General features: G+C 40.5%; 15 protein-coding genes. 7 read left to right on the top strand and 8 right to left on the bottom strand.

Annotation, left to right across the window (positions count from 1 at the left end):
- Positions 1 to 135 precede the first annotated feature (135 nt).
- The 5 genes from JMN32_RS20050 to JMN32_RS20030 all read left to right on the top strand — a co-directional run bounded on the left by JMN32_RS20050 (position 136) and on the right by JMN32_RS20030 (position 6,828).
- Entirely contained in the window at positions 136 to 3,270 is a 3,135-nt protein-coding gene (locus JMN32_RS20050) for a phage tail tape measure protein (protein ID WP_202858154.1), read from the top strand.
- Positions 3,271 to 3,295: 25 nt separating this feature from the next.
- Positions 3,296 to 4,450 (top strand): radical SAM protein, encoded by a 1,155-nt coding sequence (locus tag JMN32_RS20045; RefSeq protein ID WP_202858153.1) that lies wholly within the window; start codon positions 3,296 to 3,298, stop codon positions 4,448 to 4,450.
- Positions 4,451 to 5,251, top strand: a complete 801-nt coding sequence (locus JMN32_RS20040) for an aKG-HExxH-type peptide beta-hydroxylase (RefSeq protein WP_202858152.1) — start codon at positions 4,451 to 4,453, stop codon at positions 5,249 to 5,251.
- 2 nt (positions 5,252 to 5,253) lie between these two features.
- Positions 5,254 to 6,162: a hypothetical protein gene (locus JMN32_RS20035; protein ID WP_202858151.1), complete on the top strand. Its 909-nt coding sequence runs from the start codon at positions 5,254 to 5,256 to the stop codon at positions 6,160 to 6,162.
- 231 nt (positions 6,163 to 6,393) lie between these two features.
- Positions 6,394 to 6,828: a nucleoside deaminase gene (locus JMN32_RS20030; RefSeq protein WP_202858150.1), complete on the top strand. Its 435-nt coding sequence runs from the start codon at positions 6,394 to 6,396 to the stop codon at positions 6,826 to 6,828.
- Positions 6,829 to 6,889: 61 nt separating this feature from the next.
- Here the strand turns inward: JMN32_RS20030 and JMN32_RS20025 are convergent, their stop codons facing one another.
- Positions 6,890 to 7,774, bottom strand: coding sequence for a 3'(2'),5'-bisphosphate nucleotidase CysQ family protein (locus JMN32_RS20025; RefSeq protein WP_202858149.1), 885 nt, complete (start codon positions 7,772 to 7,774; stop codon positions 6,890 to 6,892).
- Entirely contained in the window at positions 7,771 to 8,742 is a 972-nt protein-coding gene (locus tag JMN32_RS20020) for a phosphotransferase (RefSeq protein WP_202858148.1), read from the bottom strand. Before JMN32_RS20020 ends, JMN32_RS20025 begins: the two co-directional genes overlap by 4 nt.
- 367 nt (positions 8,743 to 9,109) lie before the next feature.
- On the opposite strand from JMN32_RS20020, the gene JMN32_RS20015 reads away from it, so the two are divergent.
- The gene (locus tag JMN32_RS20015) at positions 9,110 to 9,307 is read left to right on the top strand and encodes a hypothetical protein (protein WP_202858147.1); all 198 of its coding nucleotides are present in this window, start codon (positions 9,110 to 9,112) and stop codon (positions 9,305 to 9,307) included.
- Between the two features lie 4 nt (positions 9,308 to 9,311).
- Here JMN32_RS20015 and JMN32_RS20010 read toward each other — a convergent pair whose 3' ends face one another.
- Complete coding sequence (locus JMN32_RS20010) at positions 9,312 to 9,806, bottom strand: hypothetical protein (RefSeq protein ID WP_202858146.1); 495 nt, start codon at positions 9,804 to 9,806, stop codon at positions 9,312 to 9,314.
- 392 nt (positions 9,807 to 10,198) lie between these two features.
- Here JMN32_RS20010 and JMN32_RS20005 point away from each other — a divergent pair, with 392 nt between their 5' ends.
- Positions 10,199 to 11,827, top strand: a complete 1,629-nt coding sequence (locus JMN32_RS20005; protein ID WP_202858145.1) for an isovaleryl-CoA dehydrogenase — start codon at positions 10,199 to 10,201, stop codon at positions 11,825 to 11,827.
- A 104-nt stretch (positions 11,828 to 11,931) separates the two neighbouring features.
- On the opposite strand, the gene JMN32_RS20000 is transcribed toward JMN32_RS20005, so the two are convergent.
- From JMN32_RS20000 to JMN32_RS19980, 5 genes are all read right to left on the bottom strand, one after another.
- The gene (locus JMN32_RS20000; RefSeq protein WP_202858144.1) at positions 11,932 to 12,183 is read right to left on the bottom strand and encodes a hypothetical protein; all 252 of its coding nucleotides are present in this window, start codon (positions 12,181 to 12,183) and stop codon (positions 11,932 to 11,934) included.
- Between the two features lie 122 nt (positions 12,184 to 12,305).
- Positions 12,306 to 12,842: a hypothetical protein gene (locus JMN32_RS19995; protein WP_202858143.1), complete on the bottom strand. Its 537-nt coding sequence runs from the start codon at positions 12,840 to 12,842 to the stop codon at positions 12,306 to 12,308.
- On the bottom strand, positions 12,793 to 13,386 hold the full coding sequence (locus JMN32_RS19990) for a hypothetical protein (RefSeq protein WP_202858142.1): 594 nt from the start codon (positions 13,384 to 13,386) through the stop codon (positions 12,793 to 12,795). Before JMN32_RS19990 ends, JMN32_RS19995 begins: the two co-directional genes overlap by 50 nt.
- A complete protein-coding gene (locus tag JMN32_RS19985; protein WP_202858141.1) occupies positions 13,367 to 13,762 on the bottom strand; it encodes a hypothetical protein in 396 nt (131 codons plus the stop codon). The genes JMN32_RS19990 and JMN32_RS19985 overlap by 20 nt, the downstream gene beginning before the upstream one ends.
- A 267-nt stretch (positions 13,763 to 14,029) precedes the next feature.
- Positions 14,030 to 15,796 carry a PAS domain-containing sensor histidine kinase gene (locus JMN32_RS19980; protein ID WP_202858140.1) on the bottom strand — a complete coding sequence of 589 codons (1,767 nt, stop codon included), beginning with the start codon at positions 15,794 to 15,796 and terminating at the stop codon, positions 14,030 to 14,032.
- Positions 15,797 to 15,842 lie beyond the last annotated feature (46 nt).

Raw genomic sequence — 15,842 nt, 5'->3', positions numbered from 1 at the left:
AAGAGGTTGTAGATCAGCTGTCAGGTCCGCCTCATGTTAATTGAAATTTTCACATCAATTAACTTAATCATGTTAAAGATATCTCTATTTTAAAGCTATATTCAAAGCTGATAAAGTTTCATGTGAATTTCTTTTATGAGAAAAATAAAACTTACTGTAGGTAATACTCCGGTTGGGGAAGCACTTACCTGGGCCTACCCCGCCGGAGATGGCAAAAAACTCTTTTTAATTCCCACTTATGAACTCCATGTTCGTGGCACTGACGATTCCGGGAAGAACATTGAAGAAACCTTTGAAGTCTTCCGGTTTGGGGTTCAACAAAGAACTACAACGTCGTCTCCCCGAGTAGTGGGACTTGCGGATGAACAAACTCATATTATCAAAGCGTGGCTTCCTGAATATTCAGTGCATAGCGCTCCATCAACAGAGGATGGAGCATGGCAGGTATATGGTAATTTTTTGATTCATGATGGTCCGGATGTTCCTCTCTCTCAAAGTAATGGCGCTTATGCTTCTGTAGGCTGTATCGAAATTTGTGGTGTGAAAGGATTTGAAAAGTTTAATAATCTGATGATTAGGCTTGGAGGTGCACCAGGCAATGATCGTTCGGCTAAGCTTAATACAATTGGCTCCTCCCAACAGATGGAGATCACCTATAAAAAAGCATCCAGACCGCCCTTGAAACACTATATCCAATTAGATGGGTCGGCCAGTCCTGAAACTTCACAGTTTTTTGAATCATATCATCAAATCAATAGCGAAGATGAAATTAGGCAGTTAGTAGCCAGTACTCTGCAAGATAGTTTATCACCATCTATGGCGAATATAGCTCCGGAATTTAACCTTACGCTTCAGGACTTTGCTTTTACCTTGTTAAATCAAAATTCTTTAAAGTTTACCTCATCAGCATTGGGGTTTCCCTTTGAGAATTTAAACGTGAGTGGTTTGATAACGGAAGAAAATGGTCGCCTCAGGGTTTTGTTGGTGGGTGTCCCCAAGTCTGAAGGTCATCACCCGGGAGACCTCCCAGGTATATTAGGGCAGTTATTGACTCCCTTCAATTTCCTCACCATCCAGCAATACGGAATTATTCTGAGCAATGACTTTATTCCCGGTAAGGAACTTATACACTTCGGCCAAGCGGCAGACGACAAAATGATTTTGAAGCCAGGCTTGAACATTGCATTGCTCTCTCAACTTTCTGATAGCGATGGGGTTTTGGGTGATTTACTGTCCGTAGTAGAGGGCATCATAGGTGATGGTACTCATTTCATTGTGTGGAATATAAGAGATACAACCCCGGATTTTTCACTGGATATCAGGATTCCGAAAGATATTGATCTTTCTATCGGAGGTATAAATATATTTGGTTTGATAGACCCTGAGGTAAGTCTAAGCGCGATTCCACCAAGTGTGGAAGTGAGTGGTTTGATTAATTTTAGTTTGCCGCCATTAAACATAGCGCTTCCAGGTAGTATCCGTTTAGGGGCAAACAGTATTTCCGGTAGTTTTTCTGTGGAGAAAGAACTTGAAAGCTTTCCGCCACCTTTTGGTTTTCCCGGTATACATTTATCCACGCTCCAACTTATGATTCAAGCCCAATTGAATCCATTTAATATTAATATTGGTGCCAGCGGTGCGTTCTACATTGGTCCGGATAAGCCTTCTAATTTGCCAGAAAGTGTAACTCCGCTGAGTCCGGAAGAAATTCCGGGCAACAATGAGTTTTCGATTATATTTACAACGCAGGGAGGCGCCACCGCTCCAATTCTTCTATCCATGTACCTTGATGAATTGAGCCTGGATACTTGCATAACGGCAGTGACGAATAAAAATCTGGATTTACCCGATTTCCTCAATGCCATTAGTTTCCATCAGGTTATGCTTTATTGGTGTGGATCCCCTACTCCACTTCAACAGGCCAACGGGGCACTGGCCTATCCTGGCTTGGGTCTAAGTGGAATAATGCAAATTTTTGGGACTCATGTTTACTCAGAATTAAAAATCACATCTGAAAAAAACATAAGTGGGGCCTTTATTCTAGACCCTATTCGGGTAGGTGGTAACCTCCTGGAGATCACTGGTAATGGTAAGGGAACGCCTACCGGTTATCAAGGTGCTGCAACGGTTTCTCCAGGGGGTGCTATGATGCAATTCGACACGCAACAGAGTCCATATTTCACCTGCTCGGCAAATGTTTCTGTTTTAGGCCTTGTTGAAGCAGGTCTTGATGCGGAGATAGGCAATGACGGCATCATGTTCGAGCTCAGAGAAAACATTGCCGGATTGTTTAGTCAGTCTTTAAAAGTATCGTTTAAGAGTATTACTGATTTTGAAGCAAACTCGGAACTGGATATACAATTGACTGGGATCTCCATAGCCCTTCCTTTGGATTTAGGTAATATAAAGCTGAATACAGCCGTTTTTGGAGGCTTTGGAGCCAGCTTTAAAGATAATAGCTTCAGTAGCTATATATCCGCAAAGTTTGAATGGAATGGAAAAACATTCAACCTGGGAACCTTGACTGTTGAGGTTACTGATGTACGTAAATTACCAGAATATCTGGTTCAATATATACTTGAAAACGTTGCTAAGATATTTGAAGATCTTCTTCAGAATGCCCTGGAGTGGTTGGAGGCCGTACTGGACAAAGCCATTGAATTTGTTGGCGAAGTTATGGAAAAGGTTGGAAAAGCGCTGGCTCACCACTTCGAAGAAACACTGGAAGCTTCAGCTAAATTGATGAAGAATGTAGGCTACATCGCAATCGACACGGGGAAAGCGCTTAAGGCGGGATTTGAAAAATCTGCACAAGAAATTGCTAATGCCATGAAAGAGGCCGGATACCTGGCGGAAGAAGTTGGTGAAGTTCTTAGCGAGTTGTTTGAAATGTCAGAGCAAGTTATTGCAGGAATACTCAATGCAATCGGATATACTGCCGCTGAAATCGCTAATGTTCTTAAAGTAGTACTTGCTCAACCCATAAGGGCTGTTGCAGAAATTTTAAAAGGCATTGGAAAAACAGCCGAAGAAGTTGGTTCTGCATTAAAAGCAATTGGAGAACCCGTGAATGTTGTTTCGGATGTGCTAAAAGGTGTTTTTGATCTGGGTGACAATGCCTTAAATGATATTCTTAAGGTAGTAGGCTTTCCTATTAGTGTCGTAGATGATCTATTACCACACCTTAAGCATATCAAAGCGCCTCATATCAAACACATTAAAGCACCACATATTAAGCACGTTAAGTTGCCTCATGTGAAGGTTTTTTGATTAATTACTGCATAAATAATATTCAATGGCGTTAGAAGTTAGACCATTTGGTGTGAAATGTAACATAGCGTGTCAATATTGCTACCAAAACATGCACCGTGATGCTGGTAACGGAGGAAGTCAATATCATCCGGAATTGGTCAAGCAGAGAATCCTGGAAGACGGGGAACCTTTTCATTTATTTGGAGGTGAGCCTTTACTGATGTCTATGACAGCATTGGAAGATCTGCTTCAATGGGGACACCAACAATTTGGAGAAACAAGTGTCATGACCAATGGAGCACTTATTAATGAGGCACATATAGAGTTATTTTTGCGGTACAATACAAAGGTTGGTATTTCTATTGATGGTCCGGAAGAGTTGAATGATGTGCGATGGGCTGGAACCATTGACAAAACTCGTCAAGCGACAAAAAGATCAATTAAGGCCATTCATCAATTGAGACAGGCCAAAATTCCAATAGGATTACAGATTCAGGTTACTCGGAGTAACAGCAGCCCGGATCGTCTCCCCAAGATGTTTGAATGGCTTAGAGAGATGGATGCATTGGAAATTGCTTCTGCGCGACTTCATGTACTGGAAATTGACCATCCTGCTATTCGAAAAATCTACAGTTTTTCTGCCGAAGAGAATATTACAGTGTTTTCAGCATACAAAAAGTTTGAGAAAACCTTAAAGCATCTCAGGTTTGACATTTTTCGGGATGTGCACCAAATGCTTCTTGCTGAAGATGAACATGGAACCTGTACCTGGCGAGCATGCGACCCCTATTCCACTGAAGCAGTCAATGGAATTGATGGTGAGGGGAATTTGCACAATTGTGGTCTTACTGACAAAGAAGGGATCAACTTTCAGCAGCCAGCAAATATGGGGTATGAGCGTTATATAGCCCTTTATCATACTCCTGATGAATATGGAGGATGTCGTAATTGCCGTTTCTTTCTGTCCTGCAAGGGGCAATGTCCCGGAACAGCAATTGATGGTGAGTGGAGAAATAAAAGTGAGAATTGTGGTTTATGGAAATACCTATTTGAAGAAGCTGAACAGGAGATGTTGAATGAAGGCTTGTCTCCAGTTTCGCTACACCCTCAAAGAAAGCAGATTGAGGAGAAACTGATTAACCATTGGGCTAATGGTCAGAACCCTACGCTACAGTATCTAATTCAAAACTTTACGTAAATGATAGCTTGGGACAAAATAGCCTTTCCACAACCAGACCACTATGACTTAGAGGTGATTAAAAGGTTGAAGGACACTTCGCTAATAAGACCAAAAGTAAAATCAACGTCAAAGGTATTATTTACATGTTTTGACAATCGGGTTGCAGTAGGTCATTATCACCACGAATGTCCCTATTCAGGAATGTATAACCATACTCCCGAAGACGTAATGATTTCCAAATCAATCGATTATCTTTTGGATTGGCCTGAAATGAAAGAACAGTTTCCATTCTTTGTGTCTTTCATCAATCCCATTCAATTAGAATTTTTTGAGTCAAATCCTTTTGGATCTTCTTCAGGGTGCCACTGGGATGAACCAGGATTAATTTATTTGACCACCAATGATCCTTTTCCCCTCGCTGAAGCTATGGTGCATGAAATGGCTCATTTAAAGCTTTTTTCATTAGGAATTACGATGAATTCTGCTTCTGAATGGATTAGTAACCCTGCGGAAGCAATGTACTATAGTAGTATCAAGGATACTGAACGCCCTATGGCTGCAGTTCTGCATGCTCAATATTCATTTATACATATACTCTACCTTGACTTAATTTTATTGAAGAAGTATCCCACTCACCAGGATCATGAAACCTGGAAAATATTAACCAATGATACATTGAAAAGAATGCAAACAGGACAAGAAGTCCTTGAAAGGAATATTAAGCCCACAAAACTAGGGGAACCCTTTATTGAGAGTTTCCTATCCTGGTCCAAAGACACCATTGCTAAAGGAAGGGCATACTTTACACCTATTCATTAATTATGACGCGATTAGAGTTTACAATGCCACCTTTCCGCAGGTTAAGCTGGGCTAGCTTTGAACTTAAAAGAACCTGGGAATATAGGTTTACTGAAATTGCAGTAGCGATTAAAAAGCTGTTTCAAAGTGAAGAAGGCCAAAAGCTATTTCCCGTTCAGTTTCATAATGTTGAAACCCATGGTGTGTATCAGTTTAAAAAAATACTGGAAAGCTCAGGTCTTGTTGCTGAGGTAGTACCTGCTTCAAGTGCCTCATATATGCTTAACGTAGCCAGTACAACCACAGTCAGAGGTGCAGACTATACATGTGTTGTAGCAGGAAAACGGAAAGCAGTAAGAGCTTTTTTAAATGATGGCATTCGGAATTGTGGTCTTCCTTTTTCAAAAGCATACTGGGATGCCTGGCAGGAGTTTAGTGAACAGAACATTAGAGATCCCAAATGGATATATCTTGCTGATATCATAAAAGAAAAAGAACAATTCTTAAAGGTTCAACAAGATATTCATACCAACTATTTTTGGGAGGATTGGGGCATTAGCCTTATGCCATTCCGTGTCCCAAAGTTACAATCAGAAGAGTTTGTAACCCTAGGCAATGAAATATTGAAAATTGCTCAAAATCAATTGACCCCACAACTTTACAACTTTTGGCTGGAAATTCTTTCATGGCCCGTTGAGTGGACCGCTATGCATGGCATTGCAGAACTAAAGACCCCTCTATTCAAAACATCCTATGATACGTTACCTACCGGAGAAAAGTTTGTGATCCAGTGTCATTCCGAGGTTTATCCGGAAAATAGCCCCAGCGGATTGCTATTCCCCTATAAACACCCGCCCAAAAAGTATTTCTCGGAATCAAAATCATTTACAAAAGGGCTTGAATTTGGAACCATTTTAAGTCCGAAGGCTTGAAATGTATTATGGAGCCAAGTCATCCCGGCTCTAAAGACTTGAACAGATCAGTAGTAAAAGTTAATTTTTTTAGAGTACGTGGTAATGATCGGCTCTTGTTATCATTCAGTTGTCTGATAATGCAGTTATCTAAAGGTTTACTTTAACCTCTGATACCGATTCTTTTTATTTGTCGCTGTTATTAATATGAAGAATAAATAATATATTTATTAGGTTAAAATTTTAAAAATTATGGACCCATTTCTACAAGCAGCGATAGATCAAGCAAAAAAAAGTCTGGACGAAGGAGGAATTCCGATTGGCTCTGTTTTGGTAAGAGACAACAAGATTATTGCCAGAGGGCATAATAAGCGGGTTCAGGAAGCTAACCCTATTTTACATGGAGAAATGGACTGCCTGAATAATGCAGGAAGAATAGGCAGTTATAAAAATACCGTGATTTACTCAACCCTTATGCCCTGCTATATGTGTGCAGGAACCATTGTGCAGTTCAACATCCCTAAAGTAATTGTGGGCGAATCACGCACATTTCCGGGAGCACGTGAATTCATGGAGTCTCATGGCGTTGAAGTAATCGATGTGGATGATCCAACATGTATTCAAATGATGGAGCAGTTTATTCATGATAAACCTGAGCTTTGGAATGAAGATATTGGAGAGCTTTAATTAAGGATGGGTTTGAACCAAGCAATATATGGCTATGAGCCATATGGGGGGTAGTGTTAAATCAGCGATCTCCCACCTGCTGTCCCACGCTTATGATAAAGTCAGACAAATCAGTATGAGTAGTATACAGAATACCTACTTCGTGCATAAAAGTGGTTTTGGGGTTATTGAGGTGGAGCCTTTTACCCTGAGCGTTGGACACCAGCAACCCCAGTTCTTCGAAAAATAATCGTGTTGCGGCAAAATCCCAGATACTCCCGCCTCCTTTTTGCTGTTTGGGAAACTTAAAATAACATCCAATACCTGAGGTCATTGCACCTAATGCATTTCGAACTGCTCCAAAACCCGAGTGGTATTTTATTCCGGTTTTGTGGGTTGCTGCCCATTCACTCAGCCAGTTGCTTACCAGGTCAAAATATACTTCAGATTGGAGACTTCTATCCATAAATATATGAATTGTATCATTAGCTGCTTTCTCCCGAACATAGGGTCTGTGGTTTAGCCATACCCCCGATCCTTTAATGGAGGTATAACACGCTGCTAAGTCGGGCACGTAAACCACACCAATTACAGGGTCTCCCCCATTTGTGATCAATGAAATTGAAACGGCATAGCCCGTCCGTTTTTCTGTAAAGGGTAAGGTTCCGTCCATTGGGTCAATGCACCAGAAATAACGTTTCTCTCCTCTTGACTGATCGTCAGCAGTTTCTTCAGTCAACAACCCGAAATCATAGTTTTGAGTGGCATTACCCAAATGTTTGAGAATGATTTCCTGAGCTCTTACATCTATGTCTGTTACTACCTGAGAAGCCAGGGAGTTACCACCTGCTTTGTGTGTTTTAGTATAATGTTTATTAAACTGGGATTGAATATATTCGCCAGCTGCTAATGCAGCGGTGGTTGCCGTCTGACAAAGTGATTTTAATTCTTCTTCTCTGAGTATCATTTGATCTTTAACTCGTCAATCACCTGCCTGGTGAGTCGTTTACTATAATCGTGCATTTTCCAATGACCAGGACTCCAGCCGTCAAGAAACCGGTAGAAATCCGCCCAGGCATAAGGATAGAGTAAACGCCACTCTTCTTTAACTTCTTGATAATCAATATTGTTATCTAGTGTTGTTTCAAGTTGTTGAAAGTAATGATTGAGTAGCTCCTCTTCATACTTTTCACACGCTTCTTCTTCAAAACAGCTGCTGATCAAGTAAGCAACGTCTTTCATGCCACACCCCTTACCTACATACTGGAAATCTACGGCTGCTACGAGACCGGTTTCGCTGAAGCAAAAATTAGCCAGTTTGGCATCCCCATGAACCAGTGTTTGATATTTGGCATGTTTAAGCCGGCTATCTATGGCCTTTGCTGCATGTTTCAGTGATGTGTTTCTCATCCGCGCCCATTCATCAGGACGAGTATCCAGGTGCCAGTAAGTACCTGTGGGCCATAATCCTAGGGGTGCTACATTCATGAATTTAGCGTGAAAATGTGCCAGCCAGGCAAGACAGCTTTTAGCGTCTTCCAGGGTCACATCATCAGGATCTAACCGGATGGTGTACCCACTCGCATCCAAGTCTTCTATGATCAATAACAGTTCATTCCCCTCTTCCACAGCATGATAACTATGAGGAACTCTGCAAAGGGTAGCTGTCTGTTCTGCAAAGTCTTGATACCATTTCCTTTCTACCTCATAAGACTTCAGCTTTCGCAGATGCGATAAGGGCGTGTTCCACCCCCTGGGATGCTGACTTCCTTCTGGCAACTGAATGTGCTTTACAATAACACTTGGGTATTCTCCTCCCTCTAAAAAATAGCGTTTAATCTCCCCATAACCGCTCCATAGTGTTTGCACGGATACTGCCCGGATGATAGCCGAAGCACGGGTGGTTGCAAGTATTTCGTTATGTATATCCAACATACAGGTTCAAAACTGATCTTTTTTGGTGGGATAGCCAAATGGGTTTGGAAATTGTAATTGAACTGAATCAATCAGCTTTTAGCTCGATTAGGGGTGGCTATTTACCACTTTATATCCTCTAATGGGGTATTTTGGGATCAGTAGCATTATATCTCAGGCGGTCCTTGCACTTTCCTGTAGAGTCTCTGGTAGAAGGTCTAATATAATGCTTTCAAAAGCCTTACTTCTATTTCTGTTCGCGGAGAGGCTGAATACTCTCGGTTGCTCTGTGAAGATTTGAGGATGATGTGCTTTTTTAGGTCTTCCTTAGGAAACAAAGGAGGTCTGAATTTTCGAAAATTTTGAAATTAACCTCTATTTTAGAAGTATGATAGAGATAGAACCCCACTACAAACCGATATTACTGGAGGCACTGGAAGATATGATGTATAAACTTTCGCTTCAGTTAAATGAACTTAAAGGCAAACCTTTAGATAAGGAACGTAAAGCACTTACACAAAAGCAGTCTGAGATAGAAAAGTTGCAGCATATTATTTCTATCTATCCGGGAGAAGCAGATAATTGATTGATCAGCTAACCTCTACTTTATCTTTGATTGTTTGCTCATAGAAGTGATGAATGTCAAACATTTGCTGTGCGCCAAACTTTTGTCCCGCCTGACTGGCCAGGTACAACAGCAATGCAATCACACTTAGTAGCGGAATCCCCCAAAGAATAGTGGTATCCTTGCCTAAACTCCATAAGCTAAAGCCCCAAACCCCAACAAAAAGTGCCAGTAATCCTAAAATAATATATCCGAAAAAGAAAACGGCCCAGAGTGAGGGGTTAGGACCATATAAACCTCTGATAACTACGTTTTCGCCTTCTTGTTCAAAGGTTAAGTGTAACTGGGGCGACCAAAAATGGAGATTGTCAGGATGAATCCTGATATAAATATGACCGGGAAGGTGATTGAATACAAATTGCTTTTCATTGGCCAAAGCAGTATGAATCTGCTGCTCTATATCTGCCTGATGCCCCAGAATGAGCTGCTTAAACCGGGGCCTGATCCTTAAACTTGACATTGAAGCAACTTAGTGAGCATTTGTAAAAACTACAATGATTTTTGTCAGAGATTGATGGTTGAATACTGAAAGGTCAGGAATATGGCTTTGTTTGAGCAAATCCTGTGTATTTCCTTCGCTGCTCATACTTCCCAGTAGAACCTCTGAGCGAACTCTGTGCCTGAAGAACCCAATATTACTTTCGTGAGGAAATAAGTGAGTGTTTAAAGTTCTACCCCCCACCCCCAATTGCTTTGATTTCTGTAACTCTTAAAAAATGAGGCAGATATGGTCTAAATATTGGCATATTCATATTATGGGGATATTTAAGTCACGGTCTGTTTATTAAAAAAGCCATCGCATTGTTACAAAATGTTACTATTTTATGCTTGTTAAGCTTTAAAAATTCAACCATGGAAACACACGAAGTATTCAACCAAAGTCCAATTCTTGAGAATATAAACCTGTTCGAAATTGATAAGCCACTTCAACATATGCTAAAGCAAGCTCATGTTGATTTGGGAGCATCAAAGGTTAGTGAGTATGGTAAATCCATGGGTACCAGACAAATGATTGACAATGGAAGACTGGCCAATAAATATACACCTGTTTTTGAGACGCATAATTCCCGCGGTTTCAGAACGGATGAAGTTGAGTTCCACCCTGCATATCATGAGTTGATGACTCAGGGCATAGAACATGGGGTACACGCCCTCCCCTGGTCTGAACATAAACCCGGAAATCACCTGTTAAGAATGGCGCTGTTTTACTTACACGGTCAAAATGAAGCAGGCACCTGCTGCCCTATCACTATGACTTTTTCTTGTATTCCTGCCATACAAAAGCATTTTCCAAAAGCAGATGAATGGATCCCTAAAATTCTGTCAACAACATACGATCCATCGAACCAGCCTTATTATGAAAAACAAGGCTTAACTATAGGCATGGCCATGACCGAAAAACAGGGAGGCTCTGATGTAAGGGCCAATACAACGGAAGCAAAGCCTGTTGATCAAAGTGGTGCAGGGGAATTGTATCAGCTAACGGGTCATAAATGGTTCTGTTCAGCTCCTATGAGTGACGCTTTTTTAACCTTAGCGCAAACGGATCAGGGTATTTCCTGTTTTCTACTCCCCAGGTGGCTTCCTGATGGCTCTAAGAACAACTTCCGTGTTCAAAGGCTTAAAGACAAGCTGGGGAATCGTTCCAACGCCTCTTCGGAAATTGAATTTGATGGTGCACAGGCATGGTTAATGGGTGATGAAGGCAGAGGGGTATCCGTTATTTTGGAGATGGTAGCGCTAACTCGATATGATTGTATGATTGGCTCTTCTGCATTGATGCGCCGGGGACTAACGGAAGTACTTCATCATATACAGCACAGAAAGGCTTTCGGCAAGCTGCTGGCAGACCAGCCTTTGATGCAAAACGTCGTTGCCGACTTATGCCTGGAATCGGAAGCGGCTCTGGCGATGACCTATCGTACTGCACTTTGCCTGGAAAATGGTACCAAAGAAGAAGAAAAACTGCTGCTGAGGCTATTAACACCCATCGGAAAGTACTGGATTACCAAACGTTCTATCCCTTTTCTGGGTGAAGCTATGGAATGCCTGGGAGGCAATGGCTATGTAGAAAGTGGCGTGCTACCGCGATTGTACAGAGAAGCTCCTGTAAACGCCATATGGGAAGGAAGTGGCAATGTGCAATGCCTTGATGTAATGCGCGCCATTGCCAAGTCTCCGGCGGCTCTGGATGCTTTTATCAGTGAATTGGAATCTGCAAAAGGAAATTTGTCGCTCTATGATAGCTTTATCGAAAAGCTAAGCGCAAGTCTTAGCAAACTATCTGAAGGTCAGGCGCGACATTTTGTAGAGCAGTTTGCCAAGGCAGCTCAGGCATCAGCGCTTATCAAATCAGGCCGAAACCATATGGCTGAAGCCTATTGCCTATCCAGACTTACAGAAAGTTCTACAGGATGTATGTTTGGCAACCTTTCGGAGGCTGCTGATAGTAAGGGTATTGTTGAGGAATTTTTGTTTTGAATGTTTAACCGTTTCGATGAGTTGGGTTGTTGGAGTTTTTCTCCAACAACGGCGTACCGATTACCTATCCCAAGTACCGGACATTTTAGATGCTAAAACAAATCTCAAACAACTCTGGACTCGGAATACAAGTCATATGCCGCTACCAGTGATTCTCTGCTGTTCAAAACTTTATGCTTGGCATAGTCATCTAACTGATCCCTATTCTCAAGATATACTGGTTGGTAATCTGACTCAAAATCGTCCCAAATGATTAGCAGGTAATGGTAGCTGAGCTTGCTCTGCCTGCCATTCTCTAACCACGTATTAAAAAGCTCCTCATCAAGTGATTTGGGGTAATCTAAACCGTCAAACATAGAAAATATTTTAGGGAAATCGAATGCAAGTTAGACAACTGCATCTGGCTAAACAAATCAAATATTTTCAGGGGTGAAATATGATGGAAGTATTCACGGACGGGTTTAACGGTTAATATGAGCTAATACTTCTCCCTAATTATTTTGATAGGAAAAATAGGTAGTTTAATACCGAAAAATACATAGTAATAATCGGCATTGGGGTTATACATGCCGTTTAGTGAAAGTGGTATAAAGGTCGTTTCCCAGGTTAGCTCCAGGCCTATCAGGTGGTCATAGTTGAAAAGTGGTAGCATGTACGTTGGTCCAATGCTTATCACGGTGGAATTATTCCATGTACCTATAGCCGTCGAAAGTAATAGGTATGAAGTGAAACCACCCTCAAGGTTGATGAAGGTGTAACTCGCACTGATATCATATAGAACCTTTTGCCTAAAAAACCTTGCATCAAAACCTATAGGGAACATTTGTGTGCTCATGGCCCGAGCTTTTTCGAATATTTCATACCCACTATAAAAATTGATGTGGGTACCAATATAGGTCTTTGTTGGGGCGCTTAAAAAGACCATGTCTTCCGGGCTATATAGGGTGCTATCTTTTTGCGCATAGCTATAGCAATTCATCAATGAAAGCACCGTAATTAAACGTATTAACTTCATCTTTTTCTTTTCTTAGAATGTCACCAATAATTCGCATAGAGTTTAAGCTTGATTCCCTGAAATCTTCTTTACTGACAGGAAATCCAATGAGCATATTGTTTAAATGTTGACTGCATATATCAAGGCTATTGATTAGTTTAAGGTCTGATGTTGTATCGGCAGGGTCAAGGTATAAATAAGCATAGTATTGAGATTGATTGAGTTCCTTGACCAGGTTAATCAGGCTGTCTTGCTGTGCTTCAGACCTGCCTTTAGGGTTGATTGAAATTTCAGTATCAATTCTGGATAAAATTCCTGCCATATTTTTTAAGATGGCAAATCGCTCATCATAGTAGGAAAGGTTATATTTTCGAACATCTTGCACGTATTGGTTGTAGGAATATTGAAATAGCCCCATGACTACACCAGCAATTGAAACCAGTATAGGCAATAGCTTAAGGAAGTAATCCCAAAGAGTATTGTTATCACGCTGCTTTTTCGCTGAGGATGATCTATATATGGCAGCTTGTGCCTGCTTCAACCGGTCAATCCGTAATTGGTTCAATTTTATACTTATAATTTGTCCGAGCTATTTCTTGCATTAAAAAGACTGTGTTATTGAAAATAAAACACTGTCTAAATTCCCATCCCTCCAACCTGATCAGTACCAGGTTGGTCCTTGGGTTTAAAGAAATGTTCCAATAGCTTTTTGAGCTATCTCCTTTTGAATAGTGGTAGAGGTTGTTCACCTTTCGAACTGGAGAGTCAAATTTGGAACTGTCATAATCCATTGATTCCAGGGAAGCTTTATAGAACCTTTGAACTTTCCAGGCTTTATAGGGAAGTAACCTTTCCAGTTCTCTGCAGGTTTTATTTTCGCTGCTTTGACCGTGCAAAGAACCGCAGGCAATTATTAGAATGAAAGTAATGAGCGCCTTCATGTCAAATAATTGAAAACTAGTGTATTATAAGTTATGAATTTATTGGCAGGTTGTCAATACCCAAGGTTACATATTTTGTAAGAAAACAATAATTTTTGTGCTTTAAAAGATAATAATTGCATTGAATAATTAAATTTTTATGAAAAAGGTGTTATGCTGGGCCGGGTTTTGATTTATGTCTAAAAGGGTCTTTTCCTATGGTCGTAGCAGTAATAAAATTAGATTATAGATTTGGTTGGTGAAATTTCTCTGAGCGGGTCTCTTTCATCAATGTAGTGTTGTTTTTCGATGAGATAAGACAGGATCGTGCTTAGGTAGTTTTATAACAACACATGTGCCTATACCTTCATGGCTGTGCACCTGCATTGTACCGTCATTAAGGTGAATAAAGTCATTGCATAGAATAAGTCCCAGACCACTACCCACTTCCTCATTCGTACCTGGTGTCGATGTCTTCATAGATAAATCAAATAGCTTAGAAAGCCTGTTTTCAGAGATGCCCACACCAGTATCTTCTACAATTATTTCTACATGATTATCTACAGTATCACGGGTGTACACCTTTATGGTTCCGGCGGAAGGTGTGAATTTTATAGCATTTGAAATTAAATTTCTAATCACTGTCTTGACCATATCGAAATCGGCAAATACATTGACGCTTTCATCGATCTCTGACTCAAACACCAGTTTTTTGCCGTCAATTAGGGGCTTGAGAAGTTCATAATTCACATTTACAATTTCCTTGAGATTAGAGGGAACCTTATTTACGACAGCTCCTTCCAATTGAGTTTTAGACCAGGTTAAAAGGTTGTGCAACAGGTTGCTGGTGTTTTGAGATGCCTTTTTAAGGTATTCGATAATAGTGCCAATTTCCTCCATGTCTCCTTTTTTAATAGAAGATTCCAAAAAATCAATCAGTGACTGGATATTGCCTATTGGACCTCTTAAATCGTGTGATACTATTGAAAAGAACCGGTCTTTTTGAGCATTAAGTTCTTCCAGTCGCTCTTTTGATTTTTTTAATCGTAGTTCGATTTCCTTCTTATCCTTAATGTTCCTGATGCTCCCCTGAAGGCTAACTATTTCTTTCTTTCGGTTATAAATAGGTGTTCCTATACCCTCAACCCATACCGGATGCCCATCCTTATGGATCATTCTATATTCCAGCTTAACGGTTTTCCCTCTCTGAATATCTTCCCTAACCCTGTTGAGAGATTCCATGTCTTCTTTATAAATCAGGTTATTGGCCTCTGTTCCTATTAATTCTTTGGGTTCATATCCTAGTATTTCTTTGACCGCTTCTGATACAAACTCCAACTTACCATTCATATTTTTAATCGTGATCATGTCACTGGAGCGCTTGGTAACACCTCTGTACATGGCTCTTTGTTGTTGCAATTCATCATTTACTTTGATCATCATAGCATTATGGATATTAAGCCTTTCCTCATTTAAAAAATGTACTCTGCTATGTGTTTCTATATTATATTTAGCGAAAAGCGCGATAAAGTAGTTCAGGCTCAGTACAATGGTTAAGTCTATCTTTTGGGACAGGTCATAATCCATAATGAGCCATGAAAATAATAATGATGCAACTATCACTATAGGGCCGAAGAAGAGTAATAAATCTTTAAACCTAATACCCAGAAAGATAAATGTACCATACATGATCAAGGACACGTTATGTGTAATCTGGGTATATGAAAAGGAGTTTAACAGCACAATGATTATCTGATATGAAATGGTCAATAAGCCAATTGTAACAGCCAGGTATTGGAAGCGTTTTGGGTTGGTTTTGAACAATGGCTTATTGGCAATGAAATAACACAATGCAAAAAATGGAACAATCACGAATAGCCTGAAGTATGCGGTATCGTAATAATTTGAGACGTAATCCTTAATGATATAAAAGCTATGAGCAATAAGAGCAATTAAACAAATAGTTCGGCAAGTTTTAATGTTGAAAGCCAGGGTTTCAAGCCCATACTTTTTCTCTTGTGCAGGATCCTTGAATTCTAACGTCATGCCTTTCATTGCTCCCTATGGTTTTACACCTGATGTTATAAGATAAAAATAAATT

It is taken from the genome of Fulvivirga marina (assembly GCF_016775155.1).
In the GTDB taxonomy this organism is placed as follows: Bacteria; Bacteroidota; Bacteroidia; order Cytophagales; family Cyclobacteriaceae; genus Fulvivirga; species Fulvivirga marina.
Note: the sequence above shows the minus strand (reverse complement) of the source record. Positions and strands in the feature narration are given on the sequence as shown.

Excerpts from the sequence above, each read along its gene's own strand:
- JMN32_RS20050 (WP_202858154.1), top strand. The coding sequence starts at position 136 with ATGAGAAAAATAAAACTTACTGTAGGTAATACTCCGGTTGGGGAAGCA.
- JMN32_RS20045 (WP_202858153.1), top strand. The coding sequence starts at position 3,296 with ATGGCGTTAGAAGTTAGACCATTTGGTGTGAAATGTAACATAGCGTGT.
- JMN32_RS20040 (WP_202858152.1), top strand. The coding sequence starts at position 4,451 with ATGATAGCTTGGGACAAAATAGCCTTTCCACAACCAGACCACTATGAC.
- JMN32_RS20035 (WP_202858151.1), top strand. The coding sequence starts at position 5,254 with ATGACGCGATTAGAGTTTACAATGCCACCTTTCCGCAGGTTAAGCTGG.
- JMN32_RS20030 (WP_202858150.1), top strand. The coding sequence starts at position 6,394 with ATGGACCCATTTCTACAAGCAGCGATAGATCAAGCAAAAAAAAGTCTG.
- JMN32_RS20025 (WP_202858149.1), bottom strand. The coding sequence starts at position 7,774 with ATGATACTCAGAGAAGAAGAATTAAAATCACTTTGTCAGACGGCAACC.
- JMN32_RS20020 (WP_202858148.1), bottom strand. The coding sequence starts at position 8,742 with ATGTTGGATATACATAACGAAATACTTGCAACCACCCGTGCTTCGGCT.
- JMN32_RS20015 (WP_202858147.1), top strand. The coding sequence starts at position 9,110 with ATGATAGAGATAGAACCCCACTACAAACCGATATTACTGGAGGCACTG.
- JMN32_RS20010 (WP_202858146.1), bottom strand. The coding sequence starts at position 9,806 with ATGTCAAGTTTAAGGATCAGGCCCCGGTTTAAGCAGCTCATTCTGGGG.
- JMN32_RS20005 (WP_202858145.1), top strand. The coding sequence starts at position 10,199 with ATGGAAACACACGAAGTATTCAACCAAAGTCCAATTCTTGAGAATATA.
- JMN32_RS20000 (WP_202858144.1), bottom strand. The coding sequence starts at position 12,183 with ATGTTTGACGGTTTAGATTACCCCAAATCACTTGATGAGGAGCTTTTT.
- JMN32_RS19995 (WP_202858143.1), bottom strand. The coding sequence starts at position 12,842 with ATGAAGTTAATACGTTTAATTACGGTGCTTTCATTGATGAATTGCTAT.
- JMN32_RS19985 (WP_202858141.1), bottom strand. The coding sequence starts at position 13,762 with ATGAAGGCGCTCATTACTTTCATTCTAATAATTGCCTGCGGTTCTTTG.
- JMN32_RS19980 (WP_202858140.1), bottom strand. The coding sequence starts at position 15,796 with ATGAAAGGCATGACGTTAGAATTCAAGGATCCTGCACAAGAGAAAAAG.